Annotated in this window: 23 protein-coding genes; 3 read left to right on the top strand and 20 right to left on the bottom strand. The window is 68.2% G+C overall.

The window, feature by feature from the left end:
- Nucleotides 1-35: 35 nt before the first annotated feature.
- Nucleotides 36-1,295 carry an allantoate amidohydrolase gene (locus BW981_RS14200; protein WP_076440250.1) on the top strand — a complete coding sequence of 420 codons (1,260 nt, stop codon included), beginning with the start codon at nucleotides 36-38 and terminating at the stop codon, nucleotides 1,293-1,295.
- Between the two features lie 141 nt (nucleotides 1,296-1,436).
- Nucleotides 1,437-2,648 carry a 5-aminolevulinate synthase gene (gene hemA / locus BW981_RS14205; RefSeq protein ID WP_076440251.1) on the top strand — a complete coding sequence of 404 codons (1,212 nt, stop codon included), beginning with the start codon at nucleotides 1,437-1,439 and terminating at the stop codon, nucleotides 2,646-2,648.
- 139 nt (nucleotides 2,649-2,787) lie between these two features.
- Here the strand turns inward: hemA and truB are convergent, their stop codons facing one another.
- The 6 genes from truB to rimP form a co-directional block, all read right to left on the bottom strand.
- Nucleotides 2,788-3,735 (bottom strand): tRNA pseudouridine(55) synthase TruB, encoded by a 948-nt coding sequence (gene truB / locus BW981_RS14210; protein ID WP_076440253.1) that lies wholly within the window; start codon nucleotides 3,733-3,735, stop codon nucleotides 2,788-2,790.
- The gene (rbfA, locus tag BW981_RS14215; protein WP_076440255.1) at nucleotides 3,725-4,183 is read right to left on the bottom strand and encodes a 30S ribosome-binding factor RbfA; all 459 of its coding nucleotides are present in this window, start codon (nucleotides 4,181-4,183) and stop codon (nucleotides 3,725-3,727) included. Before rbfA ends, truB begins: the two co-directional genes overlap by 11 nt.
- Nucleotides 4,184-4,411: 228 nt before the next feature.
- Nucleotides 4,412-7,228, bottom strand: a complete 2,817-nt coding sequence (gene infB, locus BW981_RS14220; RefSeq protein ID WP_076440257.1) for a translation initiation factor IF-2 — start codon at nucleotides 7,226-7,228, stop codon at nucleotides 4,412-4,414.
- Entirely contained in the window at nucleotides 7,225-7,914 is a 690-nt protein-coding gene (locus BW981_RS14225) for an RNA-binding protein (protein ID WP_076440259.1), read from the bottom strand. The genes infB and BW981_RS14225 overlap by 4 nt, the downstream gene beginning before the upstream one ends.
- 14 nt (nucleotides 7,915-7,928) lie before the next feature.
- Nucleotides 7,929-9,533 (bottom strand): transcription termination factor NusA, encoded by a 1,605-nt coding sequence (gene nusA, locus BW981_RS14230; RefSeq protein WP_076440261.1) that lies wholly within the window; start codon nucleotides 9,531-9,533, stop codon nucleotides 7,929-7,931.
- Nucleotides 9,534-9,538: 5 nt separating this feature from the next.
- A complete protein-coding gene (gene rimP, locus BW981_RS14235; RefSeq protein WP_139333763.1) occupies nucleotides 9,539-10,234 on the bottom strand; it encodes a ribosome maturation factor RimP in 696 nt (231 codons plus the stop codon).
- A 233-nt stretch (nucleotides 10,235-10,467) separates the two neighbouring features.
- On the opposite strand from rimP, the gene BW981_RS14240 reads away from it, so the two are divergent.
- On the top strand, nucleotides 10,468-11,559 hold the full coding sequence (locus BW981_RS14240; protein WP_076440265.1) for a DUF2336 domain-containing protein: 1,092 nt from the start codon (nucleotides 10,468-10,470) through the stop codon (nucleotides 11,557-11,559).
- Here BW981_RS14240 and BW981_RS14245 read toward each other — a convergent pair.
- From BW981_RS14245 to trpS, 14 genes are all read right to left on the bottom strand, one after another.
- The gene (locus tag BW981_RS14245; RefSeq protein ID WP_076440267.1) at nucleotides 11,534-12,235 is read right to left on the bottom strand and encodes a tRNA (guanine(46)-N(7))-methyltransferase TrmB; all 702 of its coding nucleotides are present in this window, start codon (nucleotides 12,233-12,235) and stop codon (nucleotides 11,534-11,536) included. The genes BW981_RS14240 and BW981_RS14245 overlap by 26 nt on opposite strands.
- 231 nt (nucleotides 12,236-12,466) lie before the next feature.
- Entirely contained in the window at nucleotides 12,467-13,672 is a 1,206-nt protein-coding gene (gene metK / locus BW981_RS14250) for a methionine adenosyltransferase (protein ID WP_076440269.1), read from the bottom strand.
- 150 nt (nucleotides 13,673-13,822) lie between these two features.
- Nucleotides 13,823-14,233, bottom strand: coding sequence for a helix-turn-helix domain-containing protein (locus tag BW981_RS14255; RefSeq protein ID WP_076440344.1), 411 nt, complete (start codon nucleotides 14,231-14,233; stop codon nucleotides 13,823-13,825).
- A gap of 113 nt (nucleotides 14,234-14,346) precedes the next feature.
- Nucleotides 14,347-15,954 carry an apolipoprotein N-acyltransferase gene (gene lnt / locus BW981_RS14260; protein WP_076440271.1) on the bottom strand — a complete coding sequence of 536 codons (1,608 nt, stop codon included), beginning with the start codon at nucleotides 15,952-15,954 and terminating at the stop codon, nucleotides 14,347-14,349.
- Nucleotides 15,954-16,946, bottom strand: a complete 993-nt coding sequence (locus BW981_RS14265) for a hemolysin family protein (protein ID WP_076440273.1) — start codon at nucleotides 16,944-16,946, stop codon at nucleotides 15,954-15,956. Before BW981_RS14265 ends, lnt begins: the two co-directional genes overlap by 1 nt.
- Nucleotides 16,947-16,951: 5 nt before the next feature.
- Nucleotides 16,952-17,410: an rRNA maturation RNase YbeY gene (gene ybeY / locus BW981_RS14270; protein WP_348521407.1), complete on the bottom strand. Its 459-nt coding sequence runs from the start codon at nucleotides 17,408-17,410 to the stop codon at nucleotides 16,952-16,954.
- A gap of 215 nt (nucleotides 17,411-17,625) precedes the next feature.
- A complete protein-coding gene (locus BW981_RS14275; protein WP_244560332.1) occupies nucleotides 17,626-18,699 on the bottom strand; it encodes a PhoH family protein in 1,074 nt (357 codons plus the stop codon).
- Nucleotides 18,700-18,924: 225 nt separating this feature from the next.
- Nucleotides 18,925-20,295: a tRNA (N6-isopentenyl adenosine(37)-C2)-methylthiotransferase MiaB gene (gene miaB, locus BW981_RS14280; RefSeq protein WP_076440348.1), complete on the bottom strand. Its 1,371-nt coding sequence runs from the start codon at nucleotides 20,293-20,295 to the stop codon at nucleotides 18,925-18,927.
- A gap of 107 nt (nucleotides 20,296-20,402) precedes the next feature.
- Nucleotides 20,403-21,287 (bottom strand): lysophospholipid acyltransferase family protein, encoded by an 885-nt coding sequence (locus tag BW981_RS14285; RefSeq protein ID WP_244560328.1) that lies wholly within the window; start codon nucleotides 21,285-21,287, stop codon nucleotides 20,403-20,405.
- Nucleotides 21,284-21,793 (bottom strand): GNAT family N-acetyltransferase, encoded by a 510-nt coding sequence (locus BW981_RS14290; RefSeq protein ID WP_076440275.1) that lies wholly within the window; start codon nucleotides 21,791-21,793, stop codon nucleotides 21,284-21,286. Before BW981_RS14290 ends, BW981_RS14285 begins: the two co-directional genes overlap by 4 nt.
- A gap of 53 nt (nucleotides 21,794-21,846) precedes the next feature.
- Nucleotides 21,847-22,530 (bottom strand): tRNA (adenosine(37)-N6)-threonylcarbamoyltransferase complex dimerization subunit type 1 TsaB, encoded by a 684-nt coding sequence (gene tsaB / locus BW981_RS14295; RefSeq protein ID WP_076440277.1) that lies wholly within the window; start codon nucleotides 22,528-22,530, stop codon nucleotides 21,847-21,849.
- An 82-nt stretch (nucleotides 22,531-22,612) separates the two neighbouring features.
- Nucleotides 22,613-23,173 (bottom strand): NifU family protein, encoded by a 561-nt coding sequence (locus BW981_RS14300; protein ID WP_076440279.1) that lies wholly within the window; start codon nucleotides 23,171-23,173, stop codon nucleotides 22,613-22,615.
- Between the two features lie 92 nt (nucleotides 23,174-23,265).
- Complete coding sequence (locus BW981_RS14305; RefSeq protein WP_076440281.1) at nucleotides 23,266-23,760, bottom strand: universal stress protein; 495 nt, start codon at nucleotides 23,758-23,760, stop codon at nucleotides 23,266-23,268.
- Nucleotides 23,761-23,842: 82 nt separating this feature from the next.
- Nucleotides 23,843-24,904 carry a tryptophan--tRNA ligase gene (gene trpS, locus BW981_RS14310; RefSeq protein WP_076440283.1) on the bottom strand — a complete coding sequence of 354 codons (1,062 nt, stop codon included), beginning with the start codon at nucleotides 24,902-24,904 and terminating at the stop codon, nucleotides 23,843-23,845.
- Nucleotides 24,905-24,918 lie beyond the last annotated feature (14 nt).

The raw sequence follows: 24,918 nt of genomic DNA on the forward strand, positions 1-24,918 counted from the left end.
CCCGAACCGGCCAGGATTGGCGTAATCTTCCAACCATGACGCAGACTCTTCCCTCCGCCGCCGTCCTCGGTGCCCGCGCCTTCGCCGCGCTGGCCGGGCTCAACCGCTTCTCCGACGAGCCCGGCAAGCTGACGCGGCTCTATCTGTCGCCAGCCCACCGGCAGGCGGCCGAATGGGTCAAGGGCGCGATGGAGGTGGCGGGGCTCACCGCTTTCATCGACGCCGCCGGTTCGGTGCAGGGCCGCCGCGAGGGCGCCGTGCCCGGGGCTGCGGCGGTGATGATCGGCTCCCACATCGACACGGTGAAGGATGGCGGGCGCTTCGACGGCAATCTCGGCGTCGTCGCGGGCATCCTCGCGGTCCAGGCCTTGCGCGATGCCGGGGTTGCCCTGCCCTTCCCGGTCGAGGTCGTGGCCTTCGGGGACGAGGAGAATGTCCGCTTCCCGACGCATCTTTCGACATCCGAGGCGCTGGCCGGCCATTACGACCCCGCCTGGCTGAATGCGAAGGACGAGGATGGCGAAACGCTCTCGCAGGCGCTGCGCGCCTTCGGCGGCGATCCGGACGGAATCCCGGCGCTGGCGCGCGAGCCCGGATCGCTCCGGGCCTATCTCGAACTGCATATCGAGCAGGGGCCCGTGCTGGAGGCACAGAACGAGGCCGTCGGCATCGTCACCGCCATCAATGCCCAGAGCCGGGCGAGGGTGCGCGTCACCGGCGAGGCCGGCCATGCCGGCACCGTTCCGATGGCCCTGCGCAAGGACGCGCTGAGCGCTACCGCCGAAATGGTGCTGGCGCTCGAGGCCATCGCGGCCGCCCATGACAATGCGGTCGGGACCGTCGGCGTGCTGAGACCCGAGCCCGGCGCCACGAACGTTGTCCCGGGCGCCGCCGAATTCACGGTCGACTTCCGCGCCCCGCTGGACGAAACGCTGGCGGCGATGGAGACGGAGATCCGGAACCGGTTCGCGGCCATCGCCTCGCGCCGCGGCGTCGGCCTGGAGATCGTGCCCTATGCGCGCGCGGCGGCCGTGCCGATGGACCCGGCACTGCAGGACGCTCTCGCCGCCGGCATCGCCCGCAGCGGCAGCAATCTCTCGGCGCGGCGCCTGCCCTCCGGGGCAGGGCATGACGCGATGGCGATGGCTGCCATCGCCCCTGCCGCCATGCTGTTCGTGCGCAACGAGAAGGGGATCAGCCACTCGCCGCTGGAAAAGATGACCGAGGCCGATGCGGGGCTCGCCATCCGCGTGCTGATCGAGACGCTGCTGGAGCTCGCGGCACAGCTGCGCTAGGTGTTCCCGCAGCATCGCCTCTTGCGAAACCGCAAACCCATTTCCGGGCGATGCTCTAGAAGGATTCCAGCCGCGACACAGCGCAGCATTCCTTCATCCCCGCTCCGGGCCTAGAGACAGGCCTGCCGCAGGAGGCTGGCCATGGATTTCGAGAATTTCTTCCGCCGCGAGCTCGACGGACTCCGCAATGAGGGACGCTATCGCGTCTTCGCCGATCTGGAGCGCCAGGCCGGTCGTTTTCCGCTCGCGACCTATCATGGCGAAGACGGCCCGCGCGAGGTCACCGTCTGGTGCTCCAACGATTATCTCGGCATGGGCCAGCATCCCAAGGTGCTCGCCGCCATGCACGAAGCGCTCGACGGCAGCGGCGCCGGTGCCGGCGGCACCCGCAACATCGGCGGCACCAACCACTATCATGTCCTGCTGGAGCGCGAATTGGCCGATCTGCACGGCAAGGAAGCGGCACTGATCTTCAATTCCGGCTATGTCTCGAACTGGGCCTCGCTCTCGACGCTGGCTGCGCGCATCCCCGGCTGCGTGGTACTCACCGATGCGCTGAACCACGCGTCGATGATCGAAGGCATCCGCCACTCGCGGGCCGAGAAGCTGATCTTCGCCCATAACGACCCCGCCGATCTGCGCCGCAAGCTGGCGGCGCTCGACCCGGCCCGCCCCAAGCTCATCGCCTTCGAGTCCGTCTATTCGATGGATGGCGATGTCGCTCCGATCGCGGCGTTCTGCGACATCGCCGAGGAGTTCGGCGCCATGACCTATCTCGACGAGGTCCACGCGGTCGGCCTCTACGGTGAGCGCGGCGGCGGCATTTCGGAACGGGAGTGCCTGCAGGACCGCATCACCCTGATCCAGGGCACGCTGGCCAAGGCCTATGGCGTGATCGGCGGCTACATCACCGGCTCGGCGGCGCTTTGCGATTTCATCCGCAGCTTCGCCTCGGGTTTCATCTTCTCGAGCGCCCTGCCGCCGGCGGTGGCGGCCGGGGCGATCGCCGCGATCAGCCATCTCAAGGAGAGTTCCGCCGAGCGCGAGCGCCAGCATGACCGGGTGCGGGCGCTGCGCGGCAAGCTGGATGCCGCAGGCATTCCGCATCTGCCGAATCCCAGCCATATCGTGCCGGTGATGGTCGGCGAGGCAAAGGCCTGCAAGGCGATCAGCGACGAGCTGCTCGCCCGCTTCGACATCTATGTCCAGCCGATCAACTATCCGACGGTGCCGCGCGGCACAGAGCGGCTCAGGATCACCCCCTCGCCCTTCCACAGCGATGCCGACATCGACCGGCTGGTGGCGGCGCTGACGGCGATCTGGGCACGGGACGGGCTGAAGCGCGCGGCTTAGGCACCCGTCCCGGTTCATTGTCTGGGAAACGCGACGGATAACCCCTCTGCCTCCAGAGAAGGCTCCCGCGGTCCGCCTGCCAGGCGTTTCGAGATGCTCGGGCCAAGCCCGAGCATGACGCCCTGCCAGTCCTGCCGCTTCAGAGGTTGAACACCCGGTGCGGGACGAATTCGCCGTTCTGGACCGAGCCGGTCGAGACCAGCGTGCCGGCACAGGTCGCGTAGGCGGCTTCCAGCTCGACGGGCGCGCCGGCGCCGCGCAGCAAGGCGCTCTGGCCGCGCTTGAGGCGGTTGGCGGCGTCGCGGTGCAGGACGATCTCGGGGATCAGCGTCAGCGCCGCCTTCACCGGCTGGAGCGCCGCCAGGGCGCTCTCCGGGCTTTCACGCAGGGTGTCGACGCTCGCGGCCTCGGCGACCGTGAACGGGCCGACGCGGGTGCGGCGCAGATGCGCGACATGGCCGAGGCAGCCGAGCGCCAGGCCGAGATCGCGCGCGATGGCGCGCACATAGGTGCCCTTGCCGCATTCGGCCTCGAAGGTCGTGGTGCCGCCGTCATGGCTGACGATGGTCAGCGCATCGATCTCGACCGGGCGGGCTTCCAGCGTCACGTCCTCGCCGTCGCGGGCAAGGTCATAGGCCCGCTCGCCGGCGATCTTGATCGCCGAGTATTTGGGCGGCGTCTGCAGGATCGTCCCGGTGAAACGCGGCAGCAGGGCCGCGATGGCGGAGGCCTCCGGTCGCTCGTCCGAGGTCGCGATGACGCGGCCTTCGGTGTCGTCGGTATCGGTCTGCGAGCCCCAGGCGACCGTGAACTGGTAGGCCTTGCGTCCGTCCATGACGAAGGGCACCGTCTTGGTCGCCTCGCCCAGCGCGATCGGCAGCAGGCCCGAGGCCAGCGGATCGAGGGTGCCGGCATGGCCGGCCTTCTTGGCGGAAAAGGCGCGCTTGACCACGCTGACGGCGTGAGTCGAGGTCATGCCCACCGGCTTGTCGAGCACGACCCAGCCATGCACGTCCCGCTTCTTCGGGCGCGGCGGCCGCGCGCTGTCCTCTGGCGAGGCGGACTGGTTGGGGCTGTCAGCGGTCATCGTCACGGCGGTCGTCTTCGGGGGCGGGGTCTTGGTCGGACTGTTCGATCCTCAGGCGCTCGACAAGCGTGTCCCGGCGGACCTCCTCGGAATCCAGCAAGGCGTCGATGCGCTCGGCCTCGGCAAAGCTCTCGTCGGCGCGGAAGCGGATGTCCGGCGCGTATTTGAGGTTCACGCGATGCGCGATCTCGCCGCGCAGATATTTCTTGTGCGCCTCCAGCGCCTTGAGGACGGCCGGAACGTCCTGGCCGCCAAGCGGCATGATGTAGGCCGTCGCCAGCTTGAGATCGGGCGAGAGGCGCACCTCCGGCACGGTCACGACATGCTTGGCAAGCACGTCGTCATGAATGTCGCCGCGGGCGAGCATCTCGGCCAAGGCGTGACGGATAAGCTCGCCGACGCGCAATTGCCGTTGCGACGGGCCGGCTGTTTTGACGGGTTTTGCCATGATGTCTCGTTCTCCGGGATCGGACCGGATCAAACGTCACGGTCGGGCCTGGCCCGACCATCTCTCGGAAGACAAGGCGCCTCGATCATCGCGCCTCCTTTTGGAGGTGATCGCGATGATCGGTTGATTGCTGGAGCGCCGGATTGACCCGACGCTTTTTGCGCGCTCTTCTCGTCACGAGATGGCCGGCCTGCCCGGCCATGACGTGCTTTCCAGGAAGCGGAAGCCTTACAGGCTGCGCTTGATCTCCTCGACGCGGTAGCACTCGATCACGTCGCCAGGGCGCATGTCCTGGTAGTTCTCGAAGGACATGCCGCATTCCTGACCGGCCACGACCTCCTTGGCGTCGTCCTTGAAGCGCTTGAGCTGGCTGAGCTTGCCCTCGTGGACCACGACGTTGTCGCGGATCAGGCGGACATTGGCGCCACGCTCGATCGTGCCGTCGGTGACGCGGCAGCCGGCGATCTTGCCCACCTTCGAGACATTGAAGATCTCGAGGATCTGCGCGTTGCCGAGCATGGTCTCGCGCAAGGTCGGCGCCAGCAGGCCCGACATCGCATCCTTCACGTCATCCATGAGGTTATAGATGATGTTGTAGTAGCGGATCTCGACGCCGGCCCGCTCCGCCGCCTCGCGTGCTTCCTTGTGCGCACGGACGTTGAAGCCGACAACGACCGCGCCCGAAGCCTGGGCCAGGGTGATGTCGGATTCGGTAATGGCGCCGACGCCCGAGGAGAGCACGCGGGCGCGCACCTCGTCGTTGCCGACCTTCTCGAGCGCGCCGACGATGGCCTCGACCGAGCCCTGCACATCGCCCTTGACGACCAGCGGGAACTCCTTGCGGCCAGCGCCTTCCTTGAGGTCGCGCATCATGTCGGCCAGCGAGCGACCGGCGCCCGAGGCCGCACCACGCGCGGCAAGGCGATCGCGGCGCTGACGCTCGCGGTAGTCGGTGATCTCGCGGGCGCGGGCCTCGGACTCGACGACCGCGACGCGGTCTCCGGCCTCGGGCGTGCCGTTGAAGCCGAGAACCTCGACCGGCATAGAGGGCGGAGCCTCCTTCATCTGCGCGCCGGTATCGCCGATGAGGGCGCGGACGCGCCCCCATTCGGCGCCCGCCACGACGATGTCACCGGTGCGCAGCGTGCCGCGCTGGACGAGGACGGTCGCGACCGGCCCGCGACCGCGATCGAGCTTGGCCTCGATGACCGTGCCCTCGGCGGGACGATCGGGATTGGCCTTGAGATCGAGCAGCTCCGCCTGGAGCGAGATCGCCTCGAGCAGCTTGTCGAGGTTCTTGCCCGTCTTGGCCGAGACCTCGACCTCGAGCGTCTCGCCGCCCAGGGTCTCGACCTGGATCTCGTACTGCAGCAGCTCGGCGCGCACGCGCTCCGGGCTGGCATCGGCCTTGTCGATCTTGTTGATCGCCACGATCAGCGGGACGCCCGCGGCCTTGGCGTGGTGGATCGCCTCGGCCGTCTGCGGCATGACGCCGTCATCGGCAGCGACGACCAGCACGACAATGTCGGTCACCTTGGCGCCGCGGGCACGCATCGCCGTGAAGGCGGCGTGGCCAGGCGTGTCGATGAAGGTCACGGTGGAACCCAGCGGCGTCGTCACCTGATAGGCGCCGATATGCTGGGTGATGCCGCCGGCCTCGCCGGTGACGACCTTGGTCTTGCGGATCGCGTCGAGCAGCGAGGTCTTGCCGTGATCGACATGGCCCATGATGGTCACGACCGGCGGACGCGACGCCAGCGTCTCGTCGGTGTCGGGCGTGTCGAACAGACCTTCCTCGACATCGGATTCGGCGACGCGCTTGACGGTGTGACCCATCTCCTCGGCGATGAGCTGGGCGGTGTCGGCATCGATCACGTCGGTGATCTTGTGCATCGCGCCCTGCTTCATCAGCAGGCGGATGACATCGACCGCCCGTTCCGTCATGCGGTTGGCGAGTTCCTGGATGGTGATCGTCTCGGGGATGATCACCTCGCGCATCACGCGCTCTTTCTGGGCATCGGAGGCGCGATGACCGGTCATGCGCTGCACGCGGCGACGGAAAGAGGCGACGGAGCGTGTCCGCTCGTCCTCGCTACCGGTCGCGGTGGAGAGCGTCAGGCGACCGCGAGGCCGGTCACCACCGGTGACCTTCGGCGTCTTCGGGGCTGCAGGAGCGGCACCGCGCGGACCCGCACCGAGCGCGGGCCGCCGGAAGGCTGCCTTGACGTCGACATCGTCCGACCGGTTGCGCGGGGCACCGCTGGACGGGGCCTGGCGGGCCGGCCGGGTGATGGCGGGCTCGGCCGGAGCCGACGCATCGACCCGCGGGGGCCGCGGCGTGTCAAGGCGCGGCGGACGGGAATCCAGACGGGGCGGACGGGCGCCGATGTCGCGACCGCCCGCCGGACGGGGTGCGAACTCGCGCGGGCCGGACGGAGCAGGGCGGCCAAAATACTGGGTCGGCTGCGGAGCGGGCGCGGAAGCCGGACGGGCGGGCGGCGGGGGCGCCGACGGACGCGGCGCGACCTGCTCGTCGCGCTGGCGCACGACGGTCTCGGTACGACGCTTCTGGTCTTCTTCCTGGCGACGGCGCTCTTCCTCCTGGCGCTGACGCGCCGCGGCGGCCTCGCGCTCCTGGCGCTCGCGCTCGATGGCGGCGGCGCGCTGGCGCGCCTCCTCCTCGGCGATGCGGCGGGCCTCGGCCTCGCTGCTGCGGGCATCGGACAGCGCGCGCTGGCGCGCTTCCTTCTCCTCGTCGGAGAGGGTACGCAGCAGCATGCTGCCGGCCGGGCGCTGCGGGGGAGCCGAAGCGGGCCCCGGATTGGGCGCAGCCGGGCGAGCCGGAGCGGCCGGAGCCGGCTGCGGCGCACGCGGAGCCGGCGCCTCAGGCCCCGCGACGCGGCGCTTGACCTCGACGACGACCTGCTTGGTGCGCCCATGCGAGAAGCTCTGCCGAACAGTGCTCTGTTCGGGCCGCTTCAGCGACAGGGTCTTGGGCGGGTTGACGGAGATAGTCTTGTCGCCCGGGGTCTTGGTATCGGTCATTCAGCGTTCGGTCCTGCCGGTTCGGTCGTATCTTCGGTATCGTTCTGGTCGGATGCGGCGGTATCGTCCGTCCGGTAGCGGACGAGCCGACGCCAGCGGGAGAGGACACCCTCAGTCGCCGGACCCGGAGCAAGCGCGGCATGTATCACATGTGCCCGCCCCAACGCCAATTCCAAATCCGCCGCCGAGAAAATTGCGACGACGGGCAGTTCCCGGGCTTTCAGCCCTTCGCCCTGCCGGGTGGCGGAAGCCCGCCTGACCGCCTGGCCGATCTTGCGCTTGCCGTCCTCGGCGCCATCGCTGGCCGCGATGACCGCCTTGCAGCGCCCGCTTTCGATCTGAGCCTCGACCTTGGCGAAGCCGGCCGTGACCAGCCCCGCCTTGTTCGCCATCGACAGCGCCTGAAGCGCATCGCGATGCATCAGCGCGTCGACCGTCTCGGCCAGATCGGCCGGCACCGTCACCTTCGCCTTGAGCGAGCGCTCGAAGGCCTTGCGCCGGATGGCTTCCGTAACCGTCTTGCGGCTGAGGCTGGCCCAGACGCCGCGGCCGGGAAGCTTGCGCCGCAGATCGGGAACCAATGCCCCGTCGGGACCCGCAACGAAACGGATCAGATCTTCGGGCGCCTTGACGGTGCGCGTGACGACGCAGCTCCGCTCAGGCCCCTCCTTCTGCGCCGCTTTCACCGCGGGAGCCCGCTTCAGCCCTGTCCAGCCTCGTCGACCTCAGCCTCGGCCTCAGCTTCAGCCACTTCGGCCGGTGCCTCGACCCAGCCGGCGTGGACGCGCGCGGACATGATGATCGCCTCGGCCTCCTGGCGGGACAGGTCGAACCCGTCGAGATAACCGGAGTGCCGCGTGGCCTCGCCATCCTTGCGCTCGGTCCAGCCGACGAGATCGTCGGTGGCGCAGCCGGCCAGATCCTCGACCGTCTTCACGTCGTTTTCGCCGAGCGCGACCATCATGGAGGTGGTGACGCCCTCGACATCGCGCAAGGCATCGTCGACCCCGAGCGACCGGCGCTTCTCATCGAGTTCGGCCTCGACAGCGGCGAGGTGGTCCTGTGCGCGGGTCTGGATCTCGGTCGCGGTATCCTCGTCGAAGCCTTCGATCGAGGCGAGTTCACCCAGATCGACATAAGCGACCTCCTCGACCGTGCGGAAGCCTTCCGAGGCGAGCAGCTGGCCGACCGTCTCATCGACGTTCAGCGCGTTCATGAAAATGTCCGTCCGCGAGACGAACTCCTTCTGGCGCCGCTCCGATTCCTCGGCCTCGGTCAGGATGTCGATGTCCCAGCCGGTGAGCTGCGAGGCGAGGCGGACGTTCTGGCCGCGACGGCCGATGGCGAGCGAGAGCTGCTCGTCCGGCACCACGACCTCGATCTTGTCGGCCTCCTCGTCGAGCACGACCTTGGCGACTTCCGCCGGCTGCAGCGCGTTGACGACGAAGGTCGCGATATCCGGCGACCACGGGATGATGTCGATCTTCTCGCCCTGAAGCTCGCCGACGACGGCCTGCACGCGAGAGCCGCGCATGCCGACGCAGGCACCGACCGGGTCGATCGAGGAATCGCGGGAGATGACGGCGATCTTTGCGCGCGAGCCGGGGTCGCGGGCCACGGCTTTGACTTCGACGATCCCGTCATAGATCTCCGGCACTTCCTGGCCGAACAGCTTGGCCATGAACTGCGGATGGGTGCGGGAGAGGAAGATCTGCGGGCCGCGCGGCTCGCGGCGGACATCGTAGACATAGGCGCGGGCGCGGTCGCCGACCTTGAAGGTCTCGCGCGGGATCATCTCGTCGCGACGGATGATCGCCTCGCCACGGCCGAGATCGACGAAGACATTGCCGTATTCGACGCGCTTGACCGCGCCGTTGACGATCTCGCCGATGCGATCCTTGTACTCGTCGTACTGACGGTCGCGCTCGGCCTCGCGCACCTTCTGCACGATGACCTGCTTGGCCGACTGGGCGGCGATGCGGCCGAAATCGAAGGGCGGCAGCGGATCGGCGATGACGTCACCGGCCTGGGCGGCCGGATTGTGGCGCTTGGCCTCGTCGACAGTGATCTCGATGGCCGGATTCTCGACCTGATCGACCACCTGCAGGTGGCGGGCCAGGCGAAGCTCGCCGGTCTTGGTGTTGATCTCGGCATGCACGTCCGTCTCGGCACCGTAGCGCGAGCGGGCGGCCCGGGCGATGGCGTCCTCCATCGCGTCGAGCACGATCTGACGGTCGATCGACTTCTCGCGGGCGACGGCGTCCGCGATCTGCAGCCATTCGAGCCTGTTGGCGGCGACCACCATGGCGCTCACTCCTCTTCCGTGTCGGTTTCGTGCGGAGCAGGTCCGCTCTTGGTGCCGGGCCGCGGCCCCAGCGATTTTCCCCGGCCCTTCTTGGGGGCCGCGATATCGTCCGCCGCCGGCATTTCGGGCGGCAGTCCGGACTTGCCGCGGCGCAGCGATTCGGTGACGAGCGCATCCGTCAGCACCAGCCGCGCCTCGCCGATCAGCGCCATCGGCACGCCGACGTCACGCTCCTCGTCGCCCTTGGCATCGTCTCGCGAGAGCAGCGCGTTCTTGCCGTCGGTGCCGCGCAGGATGCCGCGATAGCGCTTGCGGCCGCCCACCGGCTCGGTCATCTCGATCTTGGCGAGGTGGCCGGCCCAACGGTCGAAATCGCCGGCGCGCACCAGCGGGCGATCGATCCCGGGCGACGAGATCTCGAGATAATAGGCGGTCTGGACGGGATCGTCGACGTCGAGCAGCGGCGAGATCGCCTGGCTGATCTCCTCGCAACCCTCGACATTCATCGTGCCGTCCGGCCGTTCGGCCATGATCTGTACCGTGCAGCCATTCTGGCCGTTGATCCGCACGCGAACCAGCCGGTAGCCGAGATCCTCGATCGCGGGCTCGATGATCGCGGCGACACGGGCGGCGACGCCGGTTTCGACGACAATACGCGCCTCGGGGGTCGCAGGCTGTGCAGAGTGCTGTTCTTCGTTCATCGGTTCGTCCATGAGCCGGACCGTCGCTGTGCCCGCAGGGTCGAAGCCAATAAAAAAGAGCGGGCCGGTGGGCCCGCTCTTGATCACCGGCCTAGACCGATACCAGAGCTGTTGAGCGCTATGTAATCCGGCGCGCTCCGAGATGCAAGCAGCACGGAGCGCAGCCGATCACGCTAACATCCTGGTCATCCTTGGCTGAGATACTGCACAGCTGAACTCTGCGAGGATATGCGATGAGCGCGGTCGGCACGCTGCTGCGGGACCTGGAAACGACGATGCAGCGCGGCTCCGAGGCGGAGCGCGAAGCGATGCTGCTGCATCTGACGGACCTGTTCCTCGCCTCGGCTCCGCTGATGAGCGACGAGCAGATCGGCGTGTTCGACGTGATCATCGGGCGGCTCTCCCGCGCGATCGAGCTGCGGGCCCGCGCAGAACTCGCCGAACGCCTGGCGCCGGTGCCGAACGCGCCGGGCAGCGTCGTGCGCCAACTGGCGCTCGACGAGATCGCCGTTGCGCGTCCGGTGCTGATCCGGTCGCCCCGGCTCAGCGACCAGGACCTCGTCGCGATTTCCGCCGCAAAGGGACGCGACCACATGCTCGCCATCTCGGAACGGCCGGATCTCGGCGAGCCGGTCACCGACTTCCTGATCCTGCGCGGCGGGCGCGTCGTGACCCACGCGGTCGCCGCCAACCTGACGGCCCGGTTCTCCCGCCATGGCATGGGCGTGCTGGTGATGCGCGCCGGCCAGGACGACCTGCTGCAGTCGACTTTGGGCACGCGCCACGACATTCCCAACGAACTCGCGGACCAGCTCATGGCCGCAGCCAAGGCCGCGGCCCGGCACCGGCTGGCGGGCAGCATGGCCCCCGGCGTCGCCGCACAGGACCTCGACAACGCGGTCGAGCGCGGGGCAGCGGCCCTGGCCGCCACGCCGGCGATGGAAGGCGAGCTCGACTCGGTCGGCGGCGCGCTCGCGGAGGTGCAGGCGCTGAAGGACGAGGGCCGGCTCGATGAGGCGCATCTGCGCGATTTCGCCCGCCAGGGCGCCACGGAACACGCGATCTGCGCGCTGGCCCTGCTGGCGCAGCTGAGCCTGCCCGCCAGCGAGCAGGTCATCCTCGGAGCCGATCGCGAGGCGGTGCTGCTGGTCGGGCGCGGGCTCGGCTGGTCTTGGGAGACAACCGCCGCGCTGATCACGCTGCGCAAGGATCTCGGCAAGTCCGACGCGGCGCTGGACCGGGCGCGGACGAGCTTCCGCAATATCGGCAAGGGCACCGCGGAGCGCGTGCTCGGCTTCCTCAGGATGCGCGACGCAAAGCCGTAAGGTAGCTCGAGACGCGGCCCTCGCGCACCGCCTTGGCCTCGTAGCGCGTCCGCAGCCAGCCCGGATAAGGCTGCCGCCAATCCTCGGCCCGCTCGTCGGCCCAGTCGAAATCCGGCGAGGCGAGGAGGCGCGACAGCGTCCAGCCGACATAGTCGTCGATGTCGCTGGCGAAGCGGAAGCGCCCGCCATCCCGCAGCACGCGGGCGAAAAGCGCCAATGTCCGGTCCGAAACGAAGCGGCGCTTGCGTTGGCGTCGCTTCGGCCAGGGATCGGGATAGAGCAGGTCGATGGCGTCGAGCGAGCCGGCCGGCAGTCGCGGCAGCATCAGAGCCGCATCGCCATCCCAGATCCGGATGTTGGTGAGCCCTTCGCGCTCGATCACGGCAAGGAACTTCGCCATGCCGTTGATGAAGGGCTCGACGCCGATGAAGCCGATCTGCGGGCTCTCGCGCATGCGGTGAAGCAGATGCTCGCCGCCGCCGAAGCCGATTTCCAGCCGCACGGCGTCGACCGGCTGAGGGAACAGGGCCGCAAGGTCGGGGATGTCCGCCTCGGGCAGCCGCAGCCTGGGCAGCACGGTGTCGATCATCGTGCTCTGGCCTTCGCGCAGGGCTTTGCCCTTGCGCCTTCCGAAGAACGCCCGGTCGGGATCGTAGTCGTGTGTCGGTTCGGACATGGTGAGACGCGCTGTAACCGGATGCGAGAGACGGGCTGTCATCCCGGACAAGCCGCGAAGCGGCGCAGATCCGGGATCCATGCCTGAGCCTCACCAGGGAGGGTTCCGGCATGGATCGGGTCTTCGCTTCGCTGCGCCCGGGATGACGGCGCGTTGGGGAGAGATATGTAGCAAAAGGAAAAGGCCGGAGCGATCCGCTCCGGCCTCATCAGGTCACCCGATGGGCGATGCTCAGGCGACGGCCTTCTTCAGCGCGTCGACCAGATCGGTCTTCTCCCAGGAGAAGGAGCCGTCGCGGCCGGCCTTGCGGCCGAAATGGCCGTAGGCCGAGGTCTTGGCGTAGATCGGCTTGTTGAGGCCGAGATGGGTGCGGATGCCGTTCGGCGACAGATCGACGATCTGGCCGAGGACCTCCTCCAGCTTTGCCTCGTCGACCTTGCCGGTGCCGTGCAGGTCGACATAGATCGACAGCGGCTTGGCGACGCCGATGGCGTAGGACAGCTGGATGGTGGCGCGGTCGGCGAGCTTCGCCGCGACCACGTTCTTAGCGAGATAGCGCGCCGCATAGGCCGCCGAGCGGTCGACCTTGGTCGGGTCCTTGCCGGAGAATGCGCCGCCGCCATGGGGAGCCGCGCCGCCATAGGTGTCGACGATGATCTTGCGGCCGGTCAGGCCGGCATCGCCGTCGGGGCCGCCGATGACGAACTTGCCGGTCGGGTTGATGTGCCAGACGGTGTCCTTGCTGATCCAGCCTTCCGGCAGCGCCGCGCGGATATAAGGCTCGACGATCTTGCGGACATCGGCAGAGGTCAGCGTCTCGTCGAGATGCTGGGTCGACAGCACGATCTGGGTCACGCCGACGGGCTTGCCGTTCTCGTACCTGACCGTGACCTGGCTCTTGGCGTCGGGGCCGAGCTTGGCGGCGTCGCCCTCGCCCTTCTTGCGCGCGAGCGTCAGCGTCTCGAGGATCTTGTGGGCGTAGTAGATAGGGGCCGGCAGCAGCTCGGGGGTCTCGCGACTGGCATAGCCGAACATGATGCCCTGGTCGCCGGCGCCGACATCCTTGTTGCCGGCCTCGTCGACGCCCTGGGCGATGTCGGCGGACTGCGGATGCAGCAGCACGTCGATCTTGCACTTCTTCCAGTGGAAGCCGTCCTGCTCGTAGCCGATGTTGCGGATCGCCTTGCGGGCCACCGATTTTACCTTCGACTTGATCTGCTTCTCGTCGAGATGGGTGCGGACCTCGCCGGCGATGACGACGCGGTTCGTCGTGGCGAGCGTTTCGGCGGCGACGCGGACCTTGGCCGGGTCGTAGCCCGCCTTGATCGCCTCCTTGAAGAACAGATCGACGATCTCGTCGGAAATCCGATCGCAGACCTTGTCGGGATGGCCTTCCGAGACCGACTCGCTGGTGAAGAGGTAGTTCTGGCGTGACACGGTCGACCTCGATCCGGCAGGACAACGCGGCGCGATCGCGCCGGCTTACGAATGGCGGGCACGTCAATGCAGCCGACGGCGTTCGCCGTCAAGCATGAAATCCGTTTTTCGGGAAGAGCGTTCGACAACCCGAACGGAGAACAACAGAAATCAGGCGGTTTCGCCGTTTTCCTCGGCCATGGCCTCAACCAGGTCGATCACCTTGCGGCGCAGGCGCGTGCTCTTGATCCGCGTGAACGCCTTGGTCAGCTGAACGCCCTCGCTCGTGGCGAGGAAGTCGGAGATGTAGGTCGTCGAGCCCATATCCGCGAAGCCGGAAGGCGACAGGTCGCCGGTGGGGGCGCCATCGAAGAAGAACGCGACCGGCACGTCCAACATCTTGGCAATCTGCTGCAGGCGGCTCGCGCTGATGCGGTTCGAGCCTTTCTCGTATTTCTGGACTTGCTGGAAGGTCAGCCCAAGCGCCTCGCCGAGCCTTTCCTGGCTGATTCCAGCAAGCATACGACGCATGCGGACGCGGCTTCCGACATGGCGGTCGATCGGATTCGGAATCTTCTTCAGTACTGTCACCTGGTCACCTGCTCTCAAACGTCGTCAGGCCAGGAGCCGCAATCCTGGTCGGGGCGGGATGCGTGATGTATTACAACATCGGAACGTGGTCTACCGCGTTGACGTTACGTCCGCTGTCGTCGCCGCCGCCGTGTGAAAGACGATATGGCCAAAAATAAGACCACGAGCCCGGCGAAGACGGCATCGCCCGCACGGCCGTACAGCGTCGCGGGCCCCCTGCGCGGCAGGGCGGTGTCGAGGACGCCCTCGGCCCCCAACGGCAGGCTCGCCACCACGCGGCCATAGGCATCGACGACGCCCGAAATGCCGGTATTGGCGACGCGCACCAGCGGCAGCCCCTCCTCGACGCTGCGCAATCGCGCCTGTGCAAAGTGCTGATGAGGCCCGCTGGTGAGGCCGAACCAGCCATCATTGGTCAGATTGAGGAAAAAGGCCGGGCGCGGGCCGCGCGGCGTGACTTCGCCGGGAAAAACCACCTCGTAGCAGATCAGTGGGGCAGCCGGCGGAAGGCCCTTGATCGCGAGCGGCGCGTGGCGCGTCCCGGACGAAAACCCACCCGGCACCGAGACGAATTGAGAGAGTCCGACGGCCCTGATCAGCGTTCCCAGAACCGGCGGCAGATATTCGCCGAATGGCACCAGATGGACCTTGTCGTAGCTGGCGAGGATGGCGCCCTCGTCGTTAACCACCTGGATCGAATTATAGATCGGCGGCCGGCTTTCGCCAGGCAGAGCCTCGCCCGCGCGGGCCGCACCGGTGATCAGTGTCACGTCCGGCGGCAGGGCGCTGGCGATGCGCGAGAGGGCGCCGGGGGTCCGGCCGAGCAGAAAGGGGAACGCGGATTCAGGCCAGATCAGGTGGGTGACGCCCTGAAGGCCAGGATTCTCCGGGCTCGTCGCCCTGTCGCTCAGCTCGAGGTATTTTTCCAGGATGGCGGGGCCGTGGGTCCCGTTGAACTTGGCGTCCTGAGAGAGATTGGGCTGCATCAGGCGAAGCTTGACGCCCGGAACGACCGGCGATGCTCCGCTGGGCACGCGCCAGAGGCCGAAGCCGAAGAAGCCGGCGAGCCCGATGAGCGCAAAAACCGACGGCGCCCATCGGCCAACGCCGCGACCTGTGCCGAGCGTCGCCGGCGCAGCACCGATCGCGACGGCGAAGAGCGTCAGCCCATAGAGGCCGATCAGCGAAGCAACCTGCTCGAGATGGACCTCGCCCGTCAGCATCATGCCGTAGACGTTCCACGGGAAGCCGGTCAGTACATGGCCTCGCAACCACTCGCTGATGCCCAGCATCGCGGCGAGGACGAGGATGCGGGTCGCGCCGGCGGGCCAGAACAGCCGTGCCGCGCCGAAGGTAAAGGCTGGAAAGACCGCGAGGAAGGCCGGCAGCGCCACAACGCCGAGAGGCATGGCCCAGGCGAATTTGTCGGCCTCGACCAGGAAGGCCGCGCCCAGCCACCAGAGCCCGGCGACGAAGAAGCCGAAGCCCCACCACCAGCCGGCTGCGAAACCGGCCCGGAAGCGCTGCCCGGCCGTCGTGCCGACCGCCCCGTCGATCAGCCAGATCGCGACCGTCATCGGGACGACGACGAACGGCCACAGATCGAGCGGCGCGAGCGCAAGCGCGCCGCAGGCGCCGGCCGCGAAGGCGATCAGGCGCTTGCGCCATCCCCAGGCGAGGATGACGGCTTCTGCGACGCCTGCGAGCCGCATCAGCCCGGTTCCATCGCCGCTTCCTGGCGCGCGCGCTCGTCGCGGCGTCGGATGGTCAGGCGCTTGACCCGGCGCTGGTCGGAATCCAGCACTTCGAAGCTGAGTCCTTCCGGCCCCTCGACCACCTCGCCCTGGGTCGGGACACGACCGGCCAGCGTGACGATGAGGCCGCCGAGCGTGTCGATGTCGTCCGCCACTTCATTGCCGGAAAGGTCGACGCCGGTGGCCTGCTTGAGCTCGTCGAGGGTGGCGCGGGCATCGGCGGTGAAGCAGTCCTCGCCGGCTGCGACGATGCTGGCCTCATCCATGTCGTGCTCGTCCTCGATGTCGCCGACGACGATCTCGATCAGGTCCTCGATCGAGACGAGGCCGTCGGTGCCGCCATATTCGTCGATGACCAGAGCGATGTGGGTCCGCGTCGCCTGCATGCGCACGAGCAGGTCCACGGCCGGCATGGAGGGCGGAACATAAAGGACCGGGCGCAGCAGTTTCGTCGCCGAAAGCTGCTTGGAAAGATCGACCGAGGCGAGATTGTGCGGCGTCGAGGTCGGCAGTTCGTCAGGCGGAACCGCCCTGGCGGCCGGCGACAGCGACTTTTCCGCAATCAGCTCGAGGAAGTCGCGGATATGGACCATGCCGCGCGGGTCGTCGAGCGAGTCGTCGAAGACAGCGAGGCGCGAATGACCGGCCTTGCGGAACTCCGCCAGAAGCTGGTCCAGCGTGACGTCGGAAGGCACGGCGGCGATATCGGCCCGCGGGATCATGACATCCCCGACGCGGCGCTCGCGCAGGCTCAGCACATTGGTGAGCATGGCCCGCTCCTGCGCCGAGAGATCGGCCAGTTCGCCATTCGCCTCGGCCAGCGCCTCGACGATCTCCTCGCGGGCGGTGCCGCCGCCGCGCAGGCCGAGCCGGTCGAGGAAGTGTCCGAGCCAGTGGCCGAGACCGCGGCTGCCATTGTCGTTCTGGGAGTGTCGACTGTCGTCGCTCATCGTCTTCAGGGTTCTGTCGGGAAAGGGGCCGCGGCGGTCACGAGGTCCGCATCGGCGTAAGGGTCGGCGATGCCGAGGCTGGCGAGCGCCGCGACCTCGAGCGCTTCCATGCGCGTGGCCTCGGCCTCGGTCTCATGGTCCTCGCCCAGCAAGTGAAGCAGGCCGTGAATCACGAGATGGCGCAGATGATCCGGCAGGGTCTTGCCTTCCGCCTGCGCTTCCCGCTCGACCGTCTCGAACGCCAGTACGATGTCGCCGAGCAGCGGGCTCTGCGCGATGCGGGCGGGCGGGGCAGCGGGAAAGGACAGGACGTTTGTCGCCTTGTCGAACCCGCGCCAGTCGCGGTTGACGCGCCGGATGCGGGCATCGTCGGTGAGCAGCACGCTGAGTTCGGCACCCGCCAAAGGCCGGCGAGGGGCCACGGCGAGCCCTGCCGCCAGCGCCTCGTTCACCAGCATTCGCAGGCTCTTCAGGTCACCGAGTTCACGCCAGCGGCGCGACTGGACGCGGATATCCAGCGCAACATCCGGGCTGGAGCCTCTGCCTGCTTCTCCACCTCGCGCAGAGGCTTGCGATTCTGGTGTTGTCGCATTGTCTTCAGGCGAAGCGGTGCTCACTTGGCTCGACAACGCTCCGGTCTTCGCGGGCGGCGCCGAACGCCGCGCGCGAGGTCGATCTGTCATCGCGGCCGCTCCCGCGCCAACATCCGCTTCAATCCTTCGCTGTCGCCCTCGCCTTGCGGCTCGGAGACCGGGCGACGCATGGCTTCCTCGCGCTCGTCGCGCTCGCGACGGGCCGCTGTCTCATAAGCCATGACGATCCGGCGCACCAGATCATGGCGGACGACATCACCCTCCTCGAAGCGAGCATAGCCGATGCCCTCAACATCCTTGAGCAATTTGACCGCTTCGACCAGGCCGGAGCGCTGCCCCGGCGGAAGATCGATCTGCGAGGGGTCGCCGGTGATGATCATGCGCGAGCCCTCGCCCAGGCGGGTTAGGAACATCTTCATCTGCATCGAGGTGGCGTTCTGCGCCTCGTCGAGCAGCACAACCGCATTGGAGAGCGTGCGGCCGCGCATGAAGGCGAGCGGTGCGATTTCGATCATTCCGGTCTGCAGGCCGCGCTCGACATGGCGGGCCTCCATGAAGTCGTTGAGCGCGTCGTAGATCGGCCGCAGATAGGGATCGACCTTCTCGCGCATGTCGCCGGGCAGGAAGCCGAGCCGCTCGCCCGCCTCCACCGCCGGGCGCGACAGCACCATGCGCTCGACCACGCCCTGCTCGATCAGCGAGACGGCGTGGCCAACCGCGAGCCAGGTCTTGCCGGTGCCGGCCGGCCCTTCGGCCAGCGTCAGCTCGTGGCGCTTGAGCTGACGCAGATAGGCGTCCTGCGCCGCATTGCGGGCCCTGACAGGGCCGCGCTTGCGGGTGACGATCGCGTCGAAGGAGGCCTTGCCGGCATCCGCCGTCGGGAAGAGCGAGCGCTGGACATTGCTTTCCTCGATGGCGCCGTCGACATCGCCCAGCGCCACCGCCGCGCCGGCCTTGGCCCGGGCATAGAGCGTCTTCAGCACGCGGCCGGCCTGCTCGGCGGTCTCGCGCGGGCCCTTGACGGTGACATGGTTGCCGTTGGGACTGACGACGACGCCGAGCCTTCGCTCGAGATGGGCAAGATGCTGGTCGTATTGGCCGAAGACGAGGCTGGCGAGACGGTTGTCCTCGAAGGTCAAGGTGACCTCGGTCGCCGGCAAGCCGCCGCTGGCGAGGCTTTCGCTCCGCGCGGGCTCGCGCCGCGGGGTCCGGTCGGGTCTCGGCGTCGTCGTGTCAGCCTGTGCCAAAAGCGTCATCTCCCTGAGCACCAGTCCCGCCGGGCAGGAACGACCGGCCGGGTCGTCTCGCAGCATAACCGAACGCAACGATTTCAGCCTGATGACAGAACGCCCTCGACGCGCAGATGGGGGCGATGACGGGCGCGCTCAAGCGGCCATTCCCTTCCGCGCCCCGTCCTGGTGCGGCAAGGGACGGCCGAACAGGGAATTGGTGCTGGTCCGCTCGATCACCACCCGCACGATCTCGCCGATCCGATTCGTCTCGCTCTCGATCTGCACAGCCTGCAGATAAGGCGACTTGCCGGCAAGCTGGCCGGGATAACGACCGGCACGCTCCAGCAGCACCTCGACCTCGCGGCCGATCATCGCGGTGTTGAAGGCCTGGCGATGATGCTCGATGCGCTCCTGCAGCCGATAGAGTCGCTCGTCCATGATTTCGCGCGGCACCTGCGCCCTCAGATCGGCCGCAGGTGTACCGGGGCGCGGAGAATATTTGAAGGAATAGCTCGAGGCGAAGCCGATCTCGTCGACGAGGCGGATCGTGTCCTCGAACTCGGCATCGGTCTCGCCGGGAAAACCGACGATGAAGTCCGATGACAATGCGATGTCCGGCCGGGCCTGCCTGATGCGATCGATCAGGCGGCGATATTCGTCCGCGGTGTGCTTTCGGTTCATCGCCGCCAGGATGCGGTCGGAGCCGGCCTGGACCGGCAGATGCAGGAAGGGCATCACCTGCGGCAGATCGCGATGGGCCGCGACGAGGCCGTCGTCCATGTCGCGCGGATGGCTCGTGGTGTAGCGGATTCGGGCAATGCCCGGCACCTCGGCGACGCGGTGCATCAGCCGGGCGAGGCTCCAGACCGAACCGTCCGGCCCTTCGCCGTGATAGGCGTTGACGTTCTGGCCGATGAGGGTGACGTCGCGCACCCCTGACTCGGCGAGACGCTCGACCTCGGCCAGGACCTGGGCGACGGGCCGCGAGAATTCGGCGCCGCGCGTATAGGGCACGACGCAGAAGGCGCAGAACTTGTCGCAGCCTTCCTGGACGGTGACGAAGGCGGAGACGCCGCGGGCGCGGATCGCCTGCGGCCTCGGCGCCGGCAGGAAGCCGAACTTGTCCTCGATCGGCAGATCGGTATCGACGACGCGCTTGCTCGCAGCTTCCGCCAGCAGTTCCGGCAGGCGATGATAGGCCTGCGGGCCGACGACGAGGTCGACCGCCGGCTGCCGGCGCTGGATTTCGGCGCCCTCCGCCTGGGCGACGCAGCCGGCGACGACGATGCGCGTCTCCTGGCCCTCCGCCTTCTGCGCGTTCTTGATGTCGCGCAGCTTGCCGAGCTCGGTATAGACCTTCTGCACCGCCCGCTCGCGGATATGACAGGTGTTGAGCAGGATGAGATCCGCCCCCTCGGGCGACGCCGTCTCCTCGAAGCCCTGCTCGCCCAGGATGTCGGCCATGCGCTGCCCGTCATAGACGTTCATCTGGCAGCCGAAGGACTTGATGTGGACTTTCTTCATCGTCGCGGTCGGATTCTCCAAACCGTCTCCTTATCCCTGTTCGCGCTGCTTGGAAACGGTGGCCTGCATCCTGCCACCCCCGAAGCAAGCTCCGCGCCAGAAGGGACTCAGCCCCCGGCGCGGCCTGCCACGGCCTGTCGCCGGGCGGTGCGGATGCTCGCCTCGACCAGCCGCGTGGCGTCCTTGCGGGAGGTCGCCCGGCCCATCGCGATCGGCGCGCCCCATTCCAGCTCGACGTCGATCTTGCCGGAGGCGAGCACATGTTTGAGATGGGGCACGAGCTCGGTGTCGCCGTACCAGGCGAGCGCCGCCCGGCCGGTGCGGCCGCCTGGCAGCCCCTGGATCCCCGTATAGGTGATGGCGAGCGGATAGACGGTGACGTCCCCGCCCGCCTCGTCGATGGCGTGATGCGCGGCCCCGAGCAGCGAGGAACGGAAGGGCAGGATGCGGGTTCCGTCGCCGGTCGTGCCCTCGGCGAAGAGCACGATGTCATCGCCTGCCGCGAGCCGCGCGCCCATCAGTGCCGCCGTGCCCGCGGTGGCGCCGCGGCGCTGCCGGTCGATATAGACGGTGCGCTGAAGGTCGGCGAGCGAGCCGATCACCGGCCAGCCCGCGACCTCGCTCTTGGCGACGAAGGAGAGCGTGCGCTCGGCGCCGAGCACGCAGATGTCGAGCCAGGACACATGGTTGGCGACGATCAGGACACCGGCGCCGGGGGGCGGGGGCGTTCCCCTGACCCGTCGGCGCACGCCCAGGCACAGGCAGGCGAGACGGTGAAAGCGGCGCGGCAGGGCGCCGGCCCGCTCCGGGGCCAGGCGCATCGCCGCCAGCTGCAGCGGCAGCAAGGCGAGCGTGCCGGCGGCGAGAGCACCGAGCCTGAGCATGGCGCCGAGGCCGATGCCGCTCCCGACCCGGCTGCCGCGCCGGCGGCGGGGGGGGTTGCCTGCCCGTTCCGGACTCCCGGCCGTCGTCCGATCCGAAAGGCTGGTCATGCCAGGTCGAGCCTCATGGCGATGGCCGTGGCGCGGGTGCCGTCGGGCTTGGGATAGTAGCCCTTGCGCCGGCCGACCTCGCGAAAGCCGAAATGCCGGTAGAGGCGCTCGGCCGGGCCGTTGCCCTCCTCGACCTCAAGGAAAACATGAGCAACGCCTTCGCCGGCGAGCCGTGCCAGATGGGCCGCGAGCAGGGCACGGCCGAGGCCTTCGCGGCGGTGCGACGACGCGACGACGACGCTGAGGATCTCGGCCTCGTCGGCGGCCTTGCGCGACAGGACGAAGCCAGACGGCTCGCGAGCGCTGGCACGGAATACGCCGTCCGAGATCACCGCGGCATCCGCGATCAGCGCCGCGCATTCGCCCGGTTCCCAGCCGCGGGCGAAGCCTCCCTGGTGATGGAGTGCGGCGACGGCGGCGGCATGGCAGCCATCGAGCCGCCCGGTGCGCGCCGGACCGGCTTCGGAATGCAGCAGCTTGCGCAACCAATCGACCGTGTTCGCCATGCCGTTTGATGGCACGGCGTCCCGCAAGGTCAACAGGGTTTTGCGGGGGTCCTTCACCGGCGCGGCAACCGGGCCTTGTCCTGTGGCGTCGTCTCGGGCGCCTTGAGATAGAGCGGGCGCGGCGGCGCATTGTCCGGATCGGCGATGAGGCCAAGCCGCGCCACCCAGGCGATGTCCGGTGCCTTCGCATCGTCGATCACCAGCGCGTCGAGCCCGATCGCCCAGGCTTCGTTCGCGACGGCGAGGGCCGAGGACCCGACGAGGCTGACCGGGCCGGCGCCGATCGCCCGCGCCGCATCGCGATAGCTCACCTGCCGCAGCGAGACGAGCGGCTTGCCTTCCGAGCTCAGGGCCTGGAACCAGACCTGGCCGTGCTTGGCGTCCAGCGCGGCGGCGACCACGCGGCCCGGCTCGCGCCCGATCAGCGGGGCGGCGAAGGCCGCGACGGTGGTCACGCCGACAACCGGGATGCCGGCGGCGAAGGCGATCGCGCGTGCGGCGCTGACCCCGACACGCAGGCCGGTATAGCTGCCGGGACCGACCGTGACGGCGACGCGGCCGAGCGAGACGAAGCCGCCGTCCACCCGCTTCATCACGCGCTCGACCAGCGGCATCAGCGCCTCGGCATGGCCACGATCCATCGCCAGTTGCTCGCTGGCGAGCGTCCGGTCGGCACCAGCCTCCAGGACGCAGGCCGAGCAGGCGCCGAGCGCGGTATCTATGGCGAGGATGCGCATCCGGGTGGCTTACCCTCTTCCCCGTCAGAGACGCAACATCTCACGCCCAGGAAGACCGCTTGCCGTGCGCGAACCGGAAGGGTCAGATCGCCTCGACTTCCTGCACCTCGGGCAGGAAGTGGCGCAGCAGGTTCTGGATGCCGTGCTTCAGCGTCGCGGTCGAGGAGGGGCAGCCGGAGCAGGCTCCCTTCATCGCCAGATAGACCGTGCCTTCGCGATAACCGCGGAAGGTGATGTCACCGCCATCGCCGGCCACGGCCGGGCGAATGCGCGTCTCCAGCAGGTCCTTGATCGTCTCGACGGTCCGGGCGTCCTCGGGAGCGAAGAATTCGCCCTCCTCGTTGATCTCCCGGTCCGCGCCTTCGGCGAGCACCGGGGCGCCCGACATGAAATGCTCCATGATCGCGCCCAGGATCGCCGGCTTGAGATGCGGCCATTCGCCGTCCGACTTGGTGACGGTGATGAAATCGGAGCCGAGGAAGACGCCCGAAACGCCCGGCACGCCGAAAAGGCGCTGCGCCAGTGGGGAACGGTCGGCGTCCACGCCCTCGCGCAGATCGAGGGTGCCGCTGCCCATGACGATGCGGCCGGGGAGGAATTTCAAGGTCGCCGGATTCGGCGTGGCTTCGGTCTGGATGAACATGTCTGCCTCCGGTACCGGCGGTTCAAGGCCGCCGTTCCTGGCTCCGATATAGGCCTGCCGCTGGAATCATTCCAGCCGGGAGAGGCAACGGATTACGCCAGCGCGTCGATCTCCTCATCTTCCAGATGCCCCGGCACGATGGCCAGGGGAATCGGGAAGCTGGCGGAGGATTTGCCGGCGAGCGCGCTGACCAGCGGCCCGGGCCCGTCGCGGCCGGTGCCCGCTGCCAGAACCAGCAGCGAGATGTCCTCGTCCTCCTCGATGAGCTTCACCAGCTCGGCGGCCTTGTCGCCTGTGCGGACGACCTTCTCGGGCTCCAGCCCGGCCAGGGCGCGGACCGCGCCGGCCGCTTCGTCGAGCTGCTTCTCGGCCTGCGCTTCGGCCTCGGCCCGCATGACATCGCCGACGCCGAGCCAGGTCTCGTGCTCGGGCGGCAGCGCGACGCCGAGCAGCACGATGGCCGCGCCGACACGGGCACAGCGGCGCGCCGCGAAGCGGATCGCCTTGGCACATTCGTCACTGTCATCGACCACGACGAGAAACTTCGCGCGATGGCCCGTCTCGTAGGACCGCCGTCTCTTCACCATGAACTGGACCTGCCGCCGCTTCAGGAGAGCCGATGGTGGCCCGCGCCGGGTGCCCGGCGCAAGCCCCTCGCATCCCTCATCGTCAGCGGCGGACGAAGCCGATGATATCCTTGACCTCGCGCATGATCGGCGCTGCGATCGCCTCGGCCCGGCCCGCGCCTTCGCCGAGAATCGCATCGATATGAGTCGGATCGGCAAGAAGGCGGCGCATCTCGCCGGCGATGGGGCTCAGCTTCTCGACCGCGAGATCGACCAGCGCCGCCTTGAAGCCGGAGAACTGGCTGCCGCCGAACTGCTTCAGCACGGCCTCCTTGGTCTGCCCGGAGAGGCCGGCATAGATGCCGACGAGATTCTCCGCCTCCGGCCGGCCTTCTAGTCCCTTCGGCTCCGAGGGAAGCGCGTCCGGATCGGTCTTGGCCTTGCGGATCTTCTGGGCAATCGTCTCGGCGTCGTCGGTCAGGTTGATGCGCGAATTGTCGGAGGCGTCCGATTTCGACATCTTCTTGGTGCCGTCACGCAGGCTCATGACCCGCTGTGCCGGGCCCATGATGATGGGCTCGGCCAGGGGGAAATAACCCTGGTCACCGGTTCCCAGCCCGAGCTCGGCAATCCGCTCGGCGAAGTCGTTGTTGAACTTCTGGGCGATGTCGCGGGTCAGCTCCAGATGCTGCTTCTGGTCCTCGCCGACAGGCACATGCGTCGCCTTGTAGAGCAGGATGTCGGCCGCCATCAGCACCGGATAGTCGTAGAGACCGACCGAGGCGTTCTCGCGGTCCTTGCCGGCCTTTTCCTTGAACTGGGTCATGCGGTTCAACCAGCCGAGCCGGGCGACCGTGTTGAACACCCAGGCCAGCTCCGCATGGCCGGCGACCTGGCTCTGGTTGAAGATGATGCTCTTCCTTGGGTCGACGCCAGCCGCGATATAGGCGGCCGCGACCTCGCGAATTGCGCCGGTCAGCACCTTGGGGCCGCCCCAGACATCGAGCCCCTGCGTGATCGCGTGCATGTCGACGACGCAATAGATGCACTCATGCGTATCCTGCATCGCGACCCAGTTGGTCAGGGCGCCGAGATAATTGCCGAGATGCAGCGTCGAGGTCGGCTGCATGCCGGAAAAGACGCGCTGGTGAAAAGTCGTCGCCATCGGGGCGCTCCCGC

This window comes from Allobosea sp. TND4EK4, assembly GCF_900156025.1.
Classification (GTDB): Bacteria; Pseudomonadota; Alphaproteobacteria; order Rhizobiales; family Beijerinckiaceae; genus Allobosea.